General features: G+C 61.7%; 13 protein-coding genes. 5 read left to right on the plus strand and 8 right to left on the minus strand.

Annotated elements, in window-relative coordinates:
* Window positions 1-7: 7 nt before the first annotated feature.
* Window positions 8-955, plus strand: coding sequence for a VOC family protein (locus tag FSY59_RS24155; RefSeq protein ID WP_034379685.1), 948 nt, complete (start codon window positions 8-10; stop codon window positions 953-955).
* A gap of 53 nt (window positions 956-1,008) precedes the next feature.
* Here FSY59_RS24155 and FSY59_RS24160 read toward each other — a convergent pair whose 3' ends face one another.
* The 3 genes from FSY59_RS24160 to FSY59_RS24170 form a co-directional block, all read right to left on the minus strand.
* The gene (locus FSY59_RS24160; RefSeq protein WP_034390159.1) at window positions 1,009-1,746 is read right to left on the minus strand and encodes an SDR family oxidoreductase; all 738 of its coding nucleotides are present in this window, start codon (window positions 1,744-1,746) and stop codon (window positions 1,009-1,011) included.
* Between the two features lie 12 nt (window positions 1,747-1,758).
* Window positions 1,759-2,613: an SDR family oxidoreductase gene (locus FSY59_RS24165; protein WP_034379681.1), complete on the minus strand. Its 855-nt coding sequence runs from the start codon at window positions 2,611-2,613 to the stop codon at window positions 1,759-1,761.
* A 66-nt stretch (window positions 2,614-2,679) separates the two neighbouring features.
* Complete coding sequence (locus FSY59_RS24170) at window positions 2,680-3,624, minus strand: LysR family transcriptional regulator (protein ID WP_043374636.1); 945 nt, start codon at window positions 3,622-3,624, stop codon at window positions 2,680-2,682.
* Between the two features lie 67 nt (window positions 3,625-3,691).
* On the opposite strand from FSY59_RS24170, the gene FSY59_RS24175 reads away from it, so the two are divergent.
* The 3 genes from FSY59_RS24175 to FSY59_RS24185 are packed head-to-tail and all read left to right on the plus strand — an operon-like array spanning window position 3,692 to window position 8,984.
* Complete coding sequence (locus FSY59_RS24175; protein WP_255439730.1) at window positions 3,692-7,216, plus strand: indolepyruvate ferredoxin oxidoreductase family protein; 3,525 nt, start codon at window positions 3,692-3,694, stop codon at window positions 7,214-7,216.
* A 44-nt stretch (window positions 7,217-7,260) separates the two neighbouring features.
* Entirely contained in the window at window positions 7,261-8,025 is a 765-nt protein-coding gene (locus tag FSY59_RS24180) for an electron transfer flavoprotein subunit beta/FixA family protein (RefSeq protein WP_043374630.1), read from the plus strand.
* 14 nt (window positions 8,026-8,039) lie between these two features.
* Window positions 8,040-8,984: an electron transfer flavoprotein subunit alpha/FixB family protein gene (locus FSY59_RS24185; RefSeq protein WP_043374627.1), complete on the plus strand. Its 945-nt coding sequence runs from the start codon at window positions 8,040-8,042 to the stop codon at window positions 8,982-8,984.
* Window positions 8,985-9,839: 855 nt separating this feature from the next.
* Here the strand turns inward: FSY59_RS24185 and FSY59_RS24190 are convergent.
* Window positions 9,840-10,610: an oxidoreductase gene (locus tag FSY59_RS24190; protein ID WP_229227507.1), complete on the minus strand. Its 771-nt coding sequence runs from the start codon at window positions 10,608-10,610 to the stop codon at window positions 9,840-9,842.
* 218 nt (window positions 10,611-10,828) lie between these two features.
* Window positions 10,829-12,142, minus strand: coding sequence for a hypothetical protein (locus FSY59_RS24195; RefSeq protein WP_051962230.1), 1,314 nt, complete (start codon window positions 12,140-12,142; stop codon window positions 10,829-10,831).
* Window positions 12,143-12,456: 314 nt separating this feature from the next.
* Here FSY59_RS24195 and FSY59_RS24200 point away from each other — a divergent pair, with 314 nt between their 5' ends.
* Window positions 12,457-12,789, plus strand: coding sequence for a helix-turn-helix transcriptional regulator (locus tag FSY59_RS24200; protein WP_043374624.1), 333 nt, complete (start codon window positions 12,457-12,459; stop codon window positions 12,787-12,789).
* Window positions 12,790-12,830: 41 nt separating this feature from the next.
* On the opposite strand, the gene FSY59_RS24205 is transcribed toward FSY59_RS24200, so the two are convergent.
* From FSY59_RS24205 to FSY59_RS24215, 3 genes are all read right to left on the minus strand, one after another.
* A complete protein-coding gene (locus tag FSY59_RS24205; protein WP_034382508.1) occupies window positions 12,831-13,868 on the minus strand; it encodes a phage capsid protein in 1,038 nt (345 codons plus the stop codon).
* A gap of 320 nt (window positions 13,869-14,188) precedes the next feature.
* Window positions 14,189-15,253, minus strand: coding sequence for a YqaJ viral recombinase family protein (locus FSY59_RS24210; RefSeq protein WP_043376766.1), 1,065 nt, complete (start codon window positions 15,251-15,253; stop codon window positions 14,189-14,191).
* Between the two features lie 149 nt (window positions 15,254-15,402).
* Entirely contained in the window at window positions 15,403-16,395 is a 993-nt protein-coding gene (locus FSY59_RS24215) for a DUF932 domain-containing protein (protein ID WP_034390085.1), read from the minus strand.
* Window positions 16,396-16,412 lie beyond the last annotated feature (17 nt).

The following is a 16,412-nucleotide window of genomic DNA, read 5'->3' on the forward strand; positions in this document are numbered from 1 at the left end:
CACCAGCATGGACATCATAGGCATTGGATACCTTGGCTTCGAGACAACCAAGGTGGACGAATGGCGGGAATACGGGCCGCAAGTCATGGGTTTTCAGATCGGCCAGTCGCCGGCGTCAGATCCGGACTCCCTCTACTTCCGCTTGGACGACCGGCGGCACCGGTTCGCCTTCCATCCCGGCAAGATCGACCGCCTGGCCTACATTGGGTGGGAGGCCAAGGGGAAGATCGAGTTCGAGGCGGCAATCGCCCGATTCAAGGAGCATGGCGTGGAGGTCACCATGGGCGATGCGGCGCTGTGCGAACAGCGTGGCGTCAAGGGAGTGTTCCGTTTTCGCGACCCGGTCGGCTACCAGCATGAGATGTTCCATGGTCAGAAATGGATGCCCCGCTCCTTCACGCCAGGCCGCCCTCACGGGGGCTTCGTAGCCGGTGTGCGGGGATTGGGGCATCTGGTTGTGATCACGCCGCAATGGCCGCCCGAGTTGCAGGATTTCTTCGTCAAGCTGATGGGCTTTCACTACTATGGTCCGGGTGCTGGCAAGGGCCAGACGGCGTTCTACCGTTCCAAGCTCAACACCTACACCAGCCACGATATCGCGTATGGATACGGGCCCGGGAAGATGGGTGTCCAGCACGTGGGCCTGTTTGTGAAAAGCCTGCGCGACGTCGGCGAGACCTACGACATCGTGAAGCAGCGCGGGATCCCGATGATGATGACCTTGGGTCAGCACTCGCAGGATCCGCACGCTTCCTTCTACCATTTCTCGCCGGGCGGCTTTGCGTTAGAAACAATCACCGAGCTGGAGCCTTGGCACGACGATGGCTTCGAGCTCAATCCCGAGAAGCTCAGCACCTGGGGCCATGAAGTGGTGGGGCCGATCCTCGGCCCGAGCGTACGAACGCCTGAAGAGCTGCTGGAGCCCGAGCTTCTGGCCAAGTACAAGCAGGGCTGACGCAGCCCGTTCGCCGAATCCCGCGCTGGCAAGTCAGCGTGGGAGTTCGCGTTTCAGACGGATTCCGAAGACGAAACGAGGAGCATGCGCGCCACGTTGGCATGCTCAGGCTGCTGCAGCATGTAGCGCACGGCAGACGCGACGTTCAATGGCTGCAGGGCGGGCGTCTGGTCTGCCCGCACCGACTGGCCCGAGGCTCTCAGCCGGTCAAAGATCTCGGTGTCCGTAGTGCCTGGTGCGATGGTTCCCACGCGCACGCCACTGCCTTTGAGCTCAACTCGCAGCGCGGTGCTGAAAACCTCGATCGCTTGCTTGAGTCCCGCGTAGACACCCATGGATGAATGGCTCAGGTAGGCCCCTACGCTGGATACATTGATGATGAAGCCGCTACTCTGCTGCTTGAACGCGCGTGCGAACACATAGGAGGCGCGCACCACGGCGTCGTAGTTGGTGCGCGTCATCTGCATCAGGGCGTCGAGGTCAACGGTTTCCAGAGGGCCGCTGACCAGCATGCCGGCGTTGTTGATCAGGATATCGGCACGGCCGTAGGTTCGGCAGGCCATCTCCAGTAGGGCCCGTGCCGTGGCAGGGTCATCAATGGCAGCGCTCAGGGCGGCGGCGGGGGTGGGGAGCTTGGCGCACAGCGTATGCAGCCGATCGGCTCGGCGCGCGGTCAAGATCAGGCTGCAGCCAGCGGCGCTGAGCTCATGGGCAATGGCTTCGCCGATGCCTGACGATGCGCCGGTGATGACGGCGACCTTACCTTCCAAGGGTCGTTCTGCTTCACTCATATGACGCAAACCTCAGGCCTGGGCGTTCGGTTGGGGATAGCGCAACTCCATAGCTGCGCCAAAGTCCCTTTTGAGGGTCGGGTAGTAGGCGATCTGCCCGCCCATGCCGCCAGCAATGTCGATCGAGGCGGCGCTGATGAAGCTGGCGTAGTCGCTCGCCAGGAACAATGCCATGCCGGCGACGTCTTCGGGCTTGCCGAAGCGACCCAGTGGGACGACCTTGAGAACCATGGCATCGAATTCATCGCGTGGCGTGCCGGGAGGCATTTCGCGGTAGTGGCGATCCCACTGTCCTGTGTCGATCCAGCCCATGTTGAGGGTGTTGACCAGAATATTGTCTTTGGGCAGAGACATGCCCAAAGACTTTGACATCGCGATGCAGCCAGCGCGGTTGACCACCGAGGGAATGCCGTCGGGGGTGATCTGGGTGCCGGCAAGCGCATTGATCTCGACGATGCGCCCCCAACGCTGCTTGCGCATGTGGGGAACCACGGCCTGGATGAAGCGGAAGTGGCCCATCTGCAGCACGTTGGCATGCTCCAGGATCTGCTCGGGCGTGAGTGTGTCGAGGTTGCCGCCGCGACCCTGGCCAGCGTTATTGATCAGGACATCCACGCCGCCCCATGCGGTTGCGATCTCATCCACGAAGGCTTTCACGCCTTCGGTGTCGGTGACGTCCACCGCACGTGCGATCACGGCCTGCGCCGTCGCCGCCAGCTCGGCACCCACGGCGTCGATGTCGGCTTGTGTGCGGGCGCAGACCGCAACGCGGGCCCCTTCCTTAGCAAAGGCGCTGGCGATGGCCCGGCCAATTCCGCGCGAGGCGCCCGTCACGATGACGCGCTTTTGACTCAAATCGATAAGCATGTGTTGTCTCCTGGTTGTTCAGAATGCTTGGTAAATTGTAGGCAAAATCTAAGAACTTGTTCATATTTATGTTCTTGCCACTGCCTGTGCGCCGTTGGCGAATGATCGGCCCAGGAACTGCTCCAACGCCGCTGCGCAGGGGCTCAATGTGCGGTTCGCTGACCAGGCCAGGCCGACTTCCATGACCGGTAGCCGTGCGTCCATGGGGACGGCGTGGATGCGGCGTCCATCCAAGGACCACGGCCGAAACACCATGTCCGACAGGATGGTCACGCCCAGATTGAGGGCGACCATCTCGCGCAGCGCTTCCATGGAAGAGGTCTGAATGATCTTGCGTGGCGTGTATCCCGCATCGGCCCAGTAGCGCCGGGCATTCCGGTCGCCTTCGTCCACCATGGGCAGGATGTAGGGGAGCGCCGCTAATTCCTCGAAGCTCAAGCTCCCCCGGCCAGCGTAGTCGTGGCCCGCAGCCATCCAGAGCTGGCGCCGGGATCTTTCCAGGACGCGGGTTTCCAAGCGCTCCGGCGCTTCAAGGTTGGACAGCAAAAGTGCGCCCATTTCCAGTTGGCCGCTTGCCAGGCGGGCCTCGATGTCCTTGCGCGGCATCTCCTCGAGAGATAGCTCAATCCGGGGGTACAGCTCGCAGAAACGTGCGAGGGCGGGCAACAGGAAGTAGCCCAGGACGGTGTAGGTCGCGGCCACTTCCAGTTTCCCGTGGAGGTCGCGTCCGTGCATCGGAAAGCGGGCCGCCTCGTTGGCCATGCGCAGAACGGATTCGGCGTGCTGCAGAAAGCCTTGTCCTTGCAGGGTGAGGGTGACGCCCTGGCGCCCGCGATCCAGCAAGGCCGTGCCCATGGCTTGCTCCAGGTCTGCGATCGCCAGTGTCATGGCCGACTGCGACAGGCCGACTTCCGTTGCGGCTGCCGAGATTTGCCCGCAACGGGCCACAGCGACGAAGTAGTGCAGTTGGCGCAGCGTGAAGCGCGGCAGGGCAGGGAGACCGATCGTCATTGGAAGGGCAAATACCTGGGGTTCAAAAATTGAATTTGACTATGCCACAAATATGAACAAAATATAAATAAATGTTCAAATAAAAGAGCGACTGGAGATATCCCCCATGACCCATCCCGTTTCCCTGGCGGACAAGTACGAGCTGCCCGCTGGCCGTGTTTACATGAACGGCACGCAGGCGATGGTTCGGCTGCTGCTGGCGCAAAAGGCCCGCGACGAGGCGGCCGGATTGAATACCGAAGGCTTCGTATCCGGCTATCGTGGCTCTCCGTTGGGGGCCGTAGACCAGGAGCTGTGGAGGAACCGGGTGTTGCTGGACAAGCACAAGGTGCGCTTCCAGCCCGGCCTGAACGAAGAATTGGCGGCAACGTCGGTCTGGGGCACGCAGATGGTGAGCCTGGATCCAAAGGCGCGGGTCGATGGCGTGTTCGCCCTCTGGTACGGGAAGGGGCCGGGCGTGGACCGAAGCGGCGATGTCTTCAAGCACGGCAACATCGCGGGTGGTGCCTCGCATGGGGGCGTCTTGCTGGTGGCGGGCGACGACCATGCCTGCAAGTCATCCAGTCTGCCGCATCAGAGCGAGCATGCATTCATCGCTGCGATGATTCCGGTGCTGCATCCTTCGGGCGTACACGAGTTCATCGAATTCGGACTGCACGGGTACGCCATGTCGCGCTATTCGGGTTGCTGGGTGGGCTTCAAGGTGATCAGCGATACGGTCGAGTCTTCGTCGTCGTTCGACATCGATCCAATGTCGGTCGAGATAAAGATTCCGCAGTCCTACCCGGTTCCCGCCGACGGTTTCTCGATCCGCTGGCCCGATCCTCCGCTGGAGCAGGAGAACCGCCTGCAGCGCGAGCGCCTTTATGCCTTGCTCGAGTACGTGCGCTTGAACAAGCTCAATCGCCAGGACTGGATGGCCCCCGACGCGCGCCTGGGTATCTGCACCACCGGCAAGAGCTACCTCGACGTGCGCGAGGCGCTGTCGCTGCTGGGTTTGGACGAGGCGGCGGCACAGGCGCTGGGCGTGCGCCTGCTCAAGATCGGCGTGGTCTGGCCCTTGGAGCCGACCTGCGTGGTCGAGTTCGCGCAGGGGCTCGACGAAATACTGGTCGTGGAGGAAAAGCGCCAGGTACTTGAATACCAGATCAAGGAGCATCTCTACAACGAACCCCACCGTCCCCGCGTGGTCGGCAAATACGATGAATCGGGCGAATGGGTTCAGGTCCCCAGCAGCGGCATTCTGCTGTCGCCTAATGGCGAACTCACGCCTGCGGGCATCGCTGATGTCATCGCCGCGCGTCTGGTCAAGGTGTTCGGCCATGGCGAGCTGCCGGAGTCGGTGCGGGAGTGGCTGGAGCGCCAGACGGCGGCGGCGCCCCGCTCCCCATCCGATGCGCCTGTACCGCAGCGGCTTCCTTACTTTTGTTCGGGCTGCCCCCACAACACCAGCACGCAGGTGCCGGAAGGGTCGCGCGCGCTGGCGGGGATCGGCTGTCACTACATGTCGATGTGGATGGATCGCAGGACGGAAACGTTTAGCCAGATGGGCGGGGAAGGGGTGCCGTGGATAGGGCAGGCGCCTTACACGGATACGCCACATGTGTTCGCCAACCTGGGCGATGGCACCTACATGCATTCAGGCTCCCTGGCCATCCGCGCTGCCGTGGCCGCCGGTGTCAACATCACCTACAAGCTGCTGGTCAACGATGCCGTTGCCATGACGGGAGGCCAGCCGGTCGAAGGCGCACCTTCGGTGCCCCAGTTGCTGCGACAGATTGCCGCCGAAGGCGTGACGGAGCTGCACCTGGTGAGCGACGAGCCCGAGGCCTTTCAAGCCTTGGACGACTTTCCCGAGGACGTCAAGGTGTCGCACCGCGACGGTATGGACGCGCTGCAGCGCCAACTGCGCGAGGTCAAGGGGGTATCGGTGATCGTCTATGCGCAGACCTGCGCCGCTGAGAAGCGCCGTCGGCGCAAGAAGAAAACCCTGGTCGATCCGGCGCGCAGGGTGGTCATCAACGAGGAGGTGTGCGAGGGCTGCGGCGACTGCGGCGTGCAGTCCAACTGTGTCTCCATCCTGCCGCTGGAAACGCCCCTGGGCCGCAAGCGGCAGATCGACCAGAGCGGTTGCAACAAGGACTTCTCCTGCGTGCGTGGGTTCTGTCCCAGCTTTGTGGTGCTCGAAGGCGCCGAGCTGCGAAAACCCCAGCGTGACCGCGTGGCGCCGCCCACCGGCCTGGCACAGCCCGAGCTGCCTGCATTGGCGCGTCCCTGGAACATCCTGGTGGCGGGGGTCGGCGGCACCGGCGTGGTGACCATCGGTGCGCTCATGGGGATGGCTGCGCACCTCGAAGGCAAAGGGGTGCTGGTGCTGGACATGGCAGGCCTGGCGCAGAAGGGCGGGGCGGTGATGTCCCATGTGCGGCTGGCGGCGGACCCCTCCCAACTGCATGCCGCACGGGTGGCGCGCGGACAGGCGGACGTGGTGCTCGGCTGCGACCTGATGGTGGCCGCGGCGGGCGATGCGCTGGCTTCCATGGCTCCCGGGCGCACTCGCGCCGTGCTGAATACGGATGTGGCCCCCACGGGCAGCTTCACCCGGGATCCCGATTGGCAGGCTTCCCCCGATGCGATGCTGGAGCGGGTCGGCTCGGCCGCTGCCGAGGTGGAGTCCCTGGAGGCCTCCCGCCTGGCGGTCGCCCTCATGGGGGATGCCGTGGCCACCAACGTATTCCTGCTGGGCTTTGCATGGCAAAAGGGTTGGGTGCCTCTGCAAGAGGATTCTTTGCTGCGCGCCATTGAACTCAACGGTGCCGCGGTGGGCATGAACCGCGCAGCATTTGCCTGGGGGCGACAGGCTGCGCTGGATCCTGCTGCGGTACGCCGCGCGGCCGGCCTGCCATCCAATGAGAAGGTGATGTTGATGCCCAGCAGAACGGCCTCTCTTGCGAGCGTCCTGGCCGATCGCACAGAGCGGCTCGCCGACTATCAGAATGCGCGCTACGCGCAGCGCTACGAGGCGGCCGTGCGGCGTGTCGCCGATGTCGAAAAGGCCCGTGTCGGGGGGGAGCGCCTGGCGCGCGAGGTCGCGGTGAGCCTCTACAAGCTGATGGCCTACAAAGATGAATACGAAGTGGCTCGCCTGCACACCAGCAGTGATTTCCTTGCCCGGTTGCAAGAGCGCTTCGAGGGGGATTTCACCGTGAGCTACTACCTGGCGCCGCCGCTGCTCGCACGTCGCGATGCGCAGGGCCGTCCCATCAAGCAGCGCTATGGCGCGTGGGTACAGACCGCCTTTCGTTTGTTGGCCCGTTTGCGCTTCCTGCGTGGAACAGTCTTCGATCCGTTCGGCTGGACTCGGGAGCGGCGGGAGGAACGTGCGGCAATCGACGAATTCGAAGCCATGGTTGAGGACCTGCTGAAGGACTTGAATAGCAGCAACTTCAGCGAAGCGCTCGCGCTCGCCCGTTTGCCCCAGCAGGTGCGAGGCTACGGCCATGTGAAGGCGCGCGAGCACGATGTCGTGCAGAAAAAGGCATCGGAACTCTTGGCCCGCTGGCGAACAAAGACCAGCCTTCCCCAAGGCTGAAGCCAGCCAAAACAAAGCTGCTACCCAATCCATAGGAGACACATATGAAAATCCTCGTCCCTGTCAAGCGCGTGGTGGACTACAACGTGAAGGTCCGCGTGAAGTCGGACAACACGGGTGTGGACATCGCCAACGTGAAGATGAGCATGAACCCCTTTGACGAAATCGCCGTCGAGGAGGCCGTGCGCCTGAAGGAAAAAGGCCTGGTGACCGAAGTCATCGCCGTCTCCTGCGGCGTGGCCCAATGCCAGGAAACCCTGCGCACCGCCATGGCCATCGGCGCCGACCGCGCCATCCTGGTCGAGACCGACATCGAACTCCAGCCCCTGGCCGTGGCCAAGCTGCTCAAAGCCCTGGTGGACAAGGAGCAACCCGGTCTGGTCATCTGCGGCAAGCAGGCCATCGACGACGATGCCAACCAGACCGGCCAGATGCTGGCGGCCCTGGCCGACATGCCCCAGGCCACCTTCGCCTCCAAGGTCGAAGTCGCCGGCGACAAGGCTGACGCGTCCCGGGTCAACGTCACCCGCGAAGTGGACGGCGGCCTGGAAACCGTGGCCCTGGCTACGCCCGCCGTCATCACCACTGACCTGCGCCTGAACGAGCCCCGCTACGTCACCTTGCCCAACATCATGAAGGCCAAGAAAAAGCAGCTGGACACCTTCAAGCCCGAAGACCTGGGCGTGGACGTGACGCCTCGCCTGAAGACCGTGAAAGTCTCCGAGCCTGCCAAGCGCGGCGCTGGCGTCAAGGTGGCCGATGTGGCGGCCCTGGTCGACAAGCTGAAAAATGAAGCCAAAGTGATCTAAAGGAAGAACGACAAATGACTTCTCTCGTAATTGCAGAACACGACAACGCTTCGATCAAGACCGCGACCCTGAACACCGTGACGGCTGCCAAGGCCTGCGGCGGTGATGTGCATGTGCTGGTGGTTGGCGAAGGTGCAGCCGCTGCAGCAGCCGCTGCCGCCCAGATCGCCGGAGTCTCCAAGGTCATCCATGCCGACGGCGCCAGCCTCAAGGACGGCCTGGCCGAGAACGTGGCCGCCCAGGTGCTGGCAATTGTGGGCAGTGGTGCCGGCAACTACAGCCACATTCTGTTCCCCTCGACTGCCTCGGGCAAGAACGTGGCGCCCCGCGTGGCCGCCAAGCTGGACGTGGCCCAGATCAGCGACATCACCAAGGTCGACTCCGCCGACACCTTCGAGCGCCCCATCTATGCGGGCAACGCCATTGCCACCGTGCAGTCTGCCGATGCCGTCAAGGTCATCACCGTGCGTACCACGGGCTTTGACGCAGCGGCTGCCACTGGCGGCTCTGCTGCCGTGGAAGCCGTGGCGGCAGTGGCCGACAGCGGCAAGAGCGCCTTTGTGGGCCGCGAAGTGACCAAGAGCGAGCGTCCCGAACTGACGGCTGCCAAGATCATCGTCTCCGGCGGTCGTGCGCTGGGTTCGGCCGAGAAGTTCCAGGAAGTCATGTCGCCGCTGGCCGACAAGCTGGGAGCGGCCATCGGCGCCAGCCGTGCGGCCGTCGATGCGGGCTATGCGCCCAACGACCTGCAAGTGGGCCAGACGGGCAAGATCGTGGCGCCGCAGCTGTACATTGCCTGCGGCATCTCGGGAGCGATCCAGCATCTGGCGGGCATGAAGGACTCCAAGGTGATCGTGGCGATCAACAAGGACCCCGAGGCGCCGATCTTCTCGGTGGTCGACTATGGTCTGGAAGCGGACCTGTTCCAGGCCGTGCCGGAGTTGGTCAAGGCGATCTAGTAAGGAGATATTACACCATGGGATTGTTGCGCCAATGCCTGCAGGAGGTGCGTGAGCGGGAGCATCCGCCGCCTATTTTTGTCCAGCCGTGCAAAGTATCACTCCACTACCCCGAGCAGGGGCATAACCCTGAAAGTGTGCAGCTCGCTCCTGTTGGCGAGCTCCACAGTGACGCACTCCAGCACAACAGTATCTTGGACACGCCACGCGTGTAAGGTTAGTCCATATGGCTGCTGTTAGCTGAATTTTGCGTTCATCTGTTGATTTCCACGCAAACCTGACTCAACCGGAGGTTACTGGGTCAGGTTTGCGTGGAAATCGACACACAGGCTATGGCAGCATTTGAAGAGCTTGAAGAAACTGCCAAGTTCATGTGTCTCTCGCCATGGTCTCCCTTTAGAACTCAGCGCAGCATCCCTCCAGGAGCTAAAAGGCACGTTTGGAGCGTCTTGGTAGGGCAGCGAACCGAAGCAACTGAGCAGCGGCGGAGCTTGTCGCCGCTAAAGCGCCTGCGAGCGGCCGATCTTGGGCGCGGCTACCTTGGTTCACCAAGTGGACATGCTGCAGCTCATTGAGCAGAAACGAGATCTTGGTTCATTGAAGAGACCGTTGCTTCCAACAAGTCCAGCATTTCGTTGCGTGCGCTAAGGTCTTCTGAGTTATAGACTCCATCTCTACCGGAAACCAGCGCGATTCGACGCAGTTCAGTCTCCGAGCCAGGCCTTTCGAGCAAACCTGCATCGAGCCATTTGTCTACAAAGCAATCAAGTCGTTTCTGGGACAAAAAACAAAGTCATGTGACATGGAGCCCCGCGCACAAGGCGCCGGGCTCCATTGGGCATTGCTTGTCGTAAATCATCCTTCGCTCAGTGCTCGCCAACCGTTCTCGGTCTTGCGCATGGTGATCTTGCCCTTCATCTGAAGCTGCTGATCTTGCAGCCAGTACAGGACGTCCTGCGCCTTGGCCGCTTCGTTACGGATTCGAAGCAGCGCAGGATAAAACAGCTTCGCGGAGCCTCCATTCGGGCATCCTGCAACGTACATGGACCAGACGCTTTCCGTCACCTGGTTGTAGATAGTGTTCTTGGGCTGGTTGTGTTCTTGCTTTTGCCGTGCTTCCTGCTCCATCGCATCGAGCGCCTGCATCTTCTGGCGCAGGCTGCCCGGCAGCGGATGCTCGTTTTCCCAGTGGACCAGCGCTTTCCGATAAGCGTCTTCTTCCAGGAATCCCATCCCCGGTGGATTGTTGAAGTTGAAGTCTTCTCGACGGGGTGCGCTGCTGTTGTGTTCCTTGCGTAACGCCAGGATCTCAGCCTTGAGCATCGCGATTTGTTGTTGATCGGCCTTGCCGGCATCCTCCCAGGCTTTCATGCGGTCGCGCTCCTCCATGTAGGTCTGGCGCATGCGCTTCAAGGTATCGAGGTCCTTGAGTTCGATGTCGTAGGTGAACTCGACACGGTAGTGGCCATCCTCTTCATAGCCGTTGGTCTTCTTGACGTGCGTCACCTTGACGTTGTCACAGGCGGCGAACTGGGGCTCCAGGAATTTTTTGACATCGCTGTCACTGGGGGCAGAGCTGCAGCCAGCCAGGGTCAGGGCGGTGCAAAGAAAGAGTTGCTTTTTCATCGAGAGAGGTCTCCGGTCAATGTGAAGTGGGGCAGGGCCAGGCATGGCAGTACCAAGCCCGCTGGGCTCTGTGAGCTGTGAGCCAGGATGGCTGGGCCGCTAGGCCAATGGCTGCGCCCATGAGGTTCGGAACTACAAAGCAAGAAGCGATGCGCTCCAATGGAACGCATCGCTTGATGAGGCCGCAGGGCGGCAGAGGCCGGTTGATCGGGCAACGCTTATTGCGAAATGCCCATGGTCACGTAGTTGGCCTTGCCGTCGATGACCGGTGTGGTCAGGCCCTTCTGGGTCGAGACACCGACATAGGCATAGGTTGTCTTGCCGTCCAAGGTGATCTTGTAGACCTTGGCATGCGTGATGGAGTTTTCTGCAAGGTCCTCCATACCCTCGCCGGACAAGGCCTTGGAGAAGCCGAAGTTGGGGGCGTCGGGAACGCCACCGTTTTCGGTGAACACCACGGAGTCATCGGCCCGGAATTCCAGCGTGCCGGTGGGGCTGCAGTCCTCGTACTCGTTGAACACCTTGCCGTGTAGCTCGGTGGTATCGGTGACAGGAGTCCAGTCCTCCGAGAGATAGGCGTACTGGCCGTGCTGATTGGAGCCAAAGGAGCCAGCGCCTTGCGTGCAGTACTGTGCGATGCGATTGCCCAGCAGGCTGGTCACCGCCACAAAGGGCAGACCCACCTGGTTCACATTGCCGTCTGTGCCCAAGGACGCCTTCGATGTCAGCAGACCACGGTGGGGATCGGGTATCGACAGAACAAAATCGCCGGCCTTGGTCTTCGCGGCACCTGCACGGAACAGGGTCATGTTGGGCGTCGTGAAAGCCGTACCGGCAAAGGCTGCCTGGGTCAGAGTCTCGCCTGCCGCCACGCTGCCAGCCGCTTCCGACTGCGTCAGACCAGCAGAAATCAGGGCCGCGCCATAGCTCTCCAGCAAATCATCACCCGCATCGCCCTTTTGCGCCTGGAACTGGCTGGTCAGCGGATCGAAGCCAGCCGGCAACGACGGCTTGCCCGGCAGGCTGGACAGAGCCGCCTTGAGCTTGTCCTGGGCCGTTGCCAAGGCGCCGGCATGGATCGCACCGCTCAAGCTCCCATTGGTGGCCGAGTCGAACCAGGCATCGGGCTTTTGGCCGCTCACGATGCCAACCATCAAATCGGTCAACGGCGTGATATTGGCCAGACCCGATGCAGCCACCATGGAATGCAAAGGCGTAGTCAGGGCTTGACCATTGGCCTGGCCGCCGGAGACGCGGATCACGCAAGGAAAGTCGCTGCCCTTGAGCGAGGCCGACCAGGAGCCATCCGTGCCGGTGGTGGCAGAGGCAGAAGCACCAGAGGCGCACTTCAGCGTCACGGCACCGCCCGCAATGGGCGAGCCCACAGCCGCCACGCCGTTGGCCGAGGCCGAGTTGGAGGCTGGTGGCGCTTCGCTGCTGCCGCCACCGCCGCCGCCGCAGGCGGTCAGCACTGCTGCCGTGACAACGCTCAGAGCCAACTGAGCCATACCTTGGTTCGAAATCTTCTTCATGGTTTCCCTCTTCTTTATGGATGTGTCTTGAATGTGAAAGCCCGCCGGAAGCGGGCCATGGGGCGGAGTAAGGGCTGATAGATGGGTGGCGGACCTCCATTCAAAACGGCGTGGACTCCAGGTTTCGTAACCCGTCACTCGCTTTGGCTGAGGACGCAGAAACTGGTGAATGGGAAAGAGATGGATGCAGAGCTTCTCTCATTGAAGTCGAAGTTTTGATAGACCTTCCATCTCCGTTTGATGATTATATTCATCAAAAATTGACGTTTATATAGCGTCGTTAATTGGTCTGCAAATGGGCATCCTGCCCGCCAATGACCAGCAAGCGCTCTGCCACTTCTTCGGCTTCCTCGGCTGCGCCTATTTCCATTGCTTTGGGACGGCGAGTGAAGCAATGCCGGCATGCAGCCGACAAGTCCCAGGAAACCTTGGCCTTTGAGGCGCAGGTCGACAGGACGTACATCTCCGCGATTGAGAGGGGTGTTGCCAACCCGTCCATCGAAACCTTGGCAAGCATTTGTCATGTCCTGGGAGTGACGCTGGCCGAGCTGTTTGAGCCGTTGAGTGATGTCTCGCTGGCTCCGACCGGTGAACGCCGGGCTAATGCGGCACAGCCACCAGAAATCAAGCGCAGTCGCTTACGCTGATTTCCCGTGGGGGAGTCGGCCGCTTTGGAACTGACAGCAAGCTAGTTGGCGATAGATGCAGAGGACGTTTCAGGGAAAAATTCCTCGGCAATGACCTCCGCTTCCTCGAGCGAGTCCTCAAAGCTGCCGTTGGCATAGCCCACCCTTGCTGCCTCATCCAAAGCCTGCTGATCAAACCCCGCAGTCTGGCGTTGTGTCGCCAATTCCTGGGCCTGGGCAATGGCTTCGTTCAGCGTCAATCCACTGCGAACGACCAGATCCGCGTAGTAGATCGCCGAGCGATGTGACTGCGTCGTGGACTTGCCCCGCAGCTTGAGCTCCAGCGGCATGCCGGCCAGATGCCCACCTGACACCGCGGCGAAGTACTGCAGCCGGGCGGTCAAGGTGCGGATGCTGTTGAAGCCCGTGGTGCGGAACATAAAGCTGCCCAGCTCATCGCTGTCGCCAATCACCAGATTCAGCCGTCCATAGGGCTTGCAGGCATCCCGCCCGAAGGCGCAGGCATCGGGTCCGGGGCAGGGCATGGAGGCCAGCCCCTGGCTCGTGACCCGCTTGCAATTCTCGCCGTCGCCCACGCAGACAGGCCTAGCCGTGCTGCGGTCGAACAAGGTGTAATGGGCGCGCAGATTCAGATCGGGTTCATTGAACAGCACCCGCACAGGGATACTGCGCAGCTTGCGCCGGGTGGGTGTGGTTGCTGTGGAGGTCGCTGCAGGCTGGACTTTGGAGCCGGCTGTCTGCTCTGCGTCCGTGACAACCCCCATCTTTTCTTTGAGCGAACGCCTGCCGGGACGCGGCGAAGGCTGAGCAGAAGCGGGCTGTAAGCCACTGTCACCTTCTTCACTACCTTCAGACAGGGAAGGCTTCACGCCTTCCTTTATGCCGCTGGATGGTTGGCTGGTAGCCTGGCGTAGCGCTTCGTCGAGCGGATGCAGGATCCACTGCCCACGAGACTGCACCTGGGTGGTAATGGTGAATTCATCATCCTTCTCGGGCAATCGTTTGCCATTGCGCTCCACCACCTTGCCGATGGCGATGCGGCCGATCACCGGGGGGGTGATCATCAAACCTTTGATCATGGAATGCTCCAATAACAAAGTCCTTCAGGGCCAAGCCAAGGAGGACGGGGGAGGAAAAAGAAGGAAAAGGAAGGAGGGGAGGGAGATCCCTGGGCGGACTGCGATGTCACAAACCGCCTGGTTTTTGCTGCTAGATTGGGTGCGTTGGAAACTCACCAAATCGAGATGCAACCCAGGATCAACTTCATTGAGAGGGGGCGCCTTTTCAGGCGCGAGCTCAAGCGACGCCGAGTCCGGTTCCTACCGATGCAGGTCTTGCGCCGGATATTTGACGAGGCCGGTGTCTAACTTCCCTCAAGGGAGTGAGAACCTTCCTCGGCCTAGGCCTCGGCTTCCGGCTCATAGACACAGAATCGCCGTGAACCTGCCCGTGGACTCAGATAGCGCTGGGCCAGCGTGGGATGCTCTTGCACGAATTGGCTGCTGTTGAAGGCCTGGCCGTCCTTGCTGCGCTTCCAGGTCACGGAGCCGCCGCAGGAAAACAGGGCTTTGCTGGCTTCGCCCATGTGCATCTGGATGCATTGGCGCAGACGGGCTTCGTGTTTCTGCGCGGCATCGAGATCGGAACGGGCCTGTAGCAACTCCTCGAAGGTGGTGTTGAGTTCCTGATACTCACTCAGGTCCACCTGCTCGCCGGCATCGCTGGGATAGAGACAGCGCAAAGCCTGCTCGGCACTGTCCGAGCCGTCACCGGCCGGCGCGGTACCGCTTTGGACCATGTCCCAGAAGGCTTTCTCCAGGGCAATCAGCCGAGCTATCAGTGCTTCATCCCGCTCGATGCGAAAGATGCGCAATTCCTGCCCGCCCACCAGCACCACCACATCGGCGGCCTGCTTATCCGTCACAGCCAACTGGTGCATCACCTGAACCTGCACATACTCGGGCACGCCATCGCGCCACAGGCGGGCGCCATGGATGCCGGCCGTCTTGCATTCGAGCAACTGCACATCGGGAACTCCGATCACTTCCCGGTCCACATTGGCCAGCATCCAAGGGTGTTCGGGATGCTGCAGCACCGCATTCACACGCCGCACCTTGTTGCCCGTGCGTTTGGTGTAATGGGCCGCCACGATGGGCTCCAGCAAGGTGCCCCAGAACATGGGGCTGGTGTCGTCCGTGGGGTCGACAGCCGGCAACAGATCGCCCTTGCCGGTCTTTTGCATCCACAGCTCCAACTGGGACTGGTAGGGATTGAGGCCGATGGCTGCTGCCGCATCCGAGCTGCCGATGCCGGTACGGCGCACTTCCAGCCAGTCCTCGCGCTCCAGGTCCTTGGTGGACACCAGGCGCAGGGCGGCTCTCTTGCGGGGAGTACGGGATGGGGCAGAGGTAGAGCGCACTGCAGGCGCAGCAGGCCCCGAAGGGCTCACCAAGTGCAAAGACATACAGAACTCCTTGGCCCGCAAAAATGCGGGCATAAAAAAGCCGCCTCAAAAGGCGGCTTGTGGTGGTGAGAAGAGTGGTGAAAGAAGAGAAGGGAACCGTCCAAAGACGGACAAGAAAGCCAGCGATCAAGCACGATCAGGCCACTGATTCAGGCGACCAACTGCAACGCATGGTCCAGGGCCCGTTGCTTGATCACCGCTCCCTGGCCGAACCAGGCACTGTCGAGGCGGTTGTCCTGGCTTCGTGCCTGTTTCTCGTGGTCGACAAACTCCGTGACGGCGCACAGCAGGCCCCAGGCCGTATCCTTGGCCGCCTGCATCTCGGCGCCCCTGCCGTGGCCCTCGTAGAGCATCTGTACCTTCTTGAGGGCCCGCTCATTGGTCAGGCCCACCGTGGGATCGGAATGCTGGTCCGTATTGCAGATCACCTTGAGGAAATAATTCATCGCCTCATGGGTCTTGATCTTGCGCTCCGCCAGCGTCTTCATGCGGTACATGAAACTGTCCCACTGGCCCACGGCCACGCCCAGCTGGCGCTTGACCGCCTGGGCATCGAAAGCCGTGCTGTGCGGCACCTTGACGGCACCGACCCCATCGCGCAGCGCAATGGTCAGCGTGTTATTGCACACCACCCGCACTGTCGTAGGCATCGCCACCGTGGCGAGCGTCCCATCGCAGGACGTGGCCAGCAGTAAATAGCCGTTGACCACATCCTTGCCCTTGAGGGCAGCGGACTTGCCCGTACGGGCCAGGGCCCAGAACTTGCGCCCGGCCTTGAGCACCCCGGCCGTCTCCAGTTCGTAGCCGGCCACTTCGGTCAGATCCCGATAGAACTCCAGCACCTCACGGGGCTGCACTACCTGGTAGCGGCTGCCCACCACCGACAGAGGGGCTTGGGTGTCGCTGCGGTACAGCACCTTCTGCTCGGGAAACTCCTTGGGCTCGGCATACAGGCCGGACAGCCCGGAAGGACCTGGCTCACCACTGGATGCGAGATAACGCACCGGTGTTTCCTGGATGCGCCAATCCATGCCGGCCGCTTGCGCCCAGACATCGATGCCTTGCTTGGCAGGGAGGGCGTGGCCCAGTTCATGCCAGGGGGTCTGGCCGGTATAGGCCATGGTTTCTACGAGATGTGCCATGAGAGAACTCCTTCAGT

Source organism: Comamonas sp. Z3 (assembly GCF_008121565.1).
Classification (GTDB): domain Bacteria; phylum Pseudomonadota; class Gammaproteobacteria; order Burkholderiales; family Burkholderiaceae_C; genus Comamonas; species Comamonas brasiliensis.

Coding starts and splice junctions, on each gene's coding strand:
- FSY59_RS24155 (WP_034379685.1), top strand. CDS start 8: ATGGACATCATAGGCATTGGATACCTTGGCTTCGAGACAACCAAGGTG.
- FSY59_RS24160 (WP_034390159.1), bottom strand. CDS start 1,746: ATGAGTGAAGCAGAACGACCCTTGGAAGGTAAGGTCGCCGTCATCACC.
- FSY59_RS24165 (WP_034379681.1), bottom strand. CDS start 2,613: ATGCTTATCGATTTGAGTCAAAAGCGCGTCATCGTGACGGGCGCCTCG.
- FSY59_RS24170 (WP_043374636.1), bottom strand. CDS start 3,624: ATGACGATCGGTCTCCCTGCCCTGCCGCGCTTCACGCTGCGCCAACTG.
- FSY59_RS24180 (WP_043374630.1), top strand. CDS start 7,261: ATGAAAATCCTCGTCCCTGTCAAGCGCGTGGTGGACTACAACGTGAAG.
- FSY59_RS24185 (WP_043374627.1), top strand. CDS start 8,040: ATGACTTCTCTCGTAATTGCAGAACACGACAACGCTTCGATCAAGACC.
- FSY59_RS24190 (WP_229227507.1), bottom strand. CDS start 10,610: ATGAAAAAGCAACTCTTTCTTTGCACCGCCCTGACCCTGGCTGGCTGC.
- FSY59_RS24195 (WP_051962230.1), bottom strand. CDS start 12,142: ATGAAGAAGATTTCGAACCAAGGTATGGCTCAGTTGGCTCTGAGCGTT.
- FSY59_RS24200 (WP_043374624.1), top strand. CDS start 12,457: ATGACCAGCAAGCGCTCTGCCACTTCTTCGGCTTCCTCGGCTGCGCCT.
- FSY59_RS24205 (WP_034382508.1), bottom strand. CDS start 13,868: ATGATCAAAGGTTTGATGATCACCCCCCCGGTGATCGGCCGCATCGCC.
- FSY59_RS24210 (WP_043376766.1), bottom strand. CDS start 15,253: ATGTCTTTGCACTTGGTGAGCCCTTCGGGGCCTGCTGCGCCTGCAGTG.
- FSY59_RS24215 (WP_034390085.1), bottom strand. CDS start 16,395: ATGGCACATCTCGTAGAAACCATGGCCTATACCGGCCAGACCCCCTGG.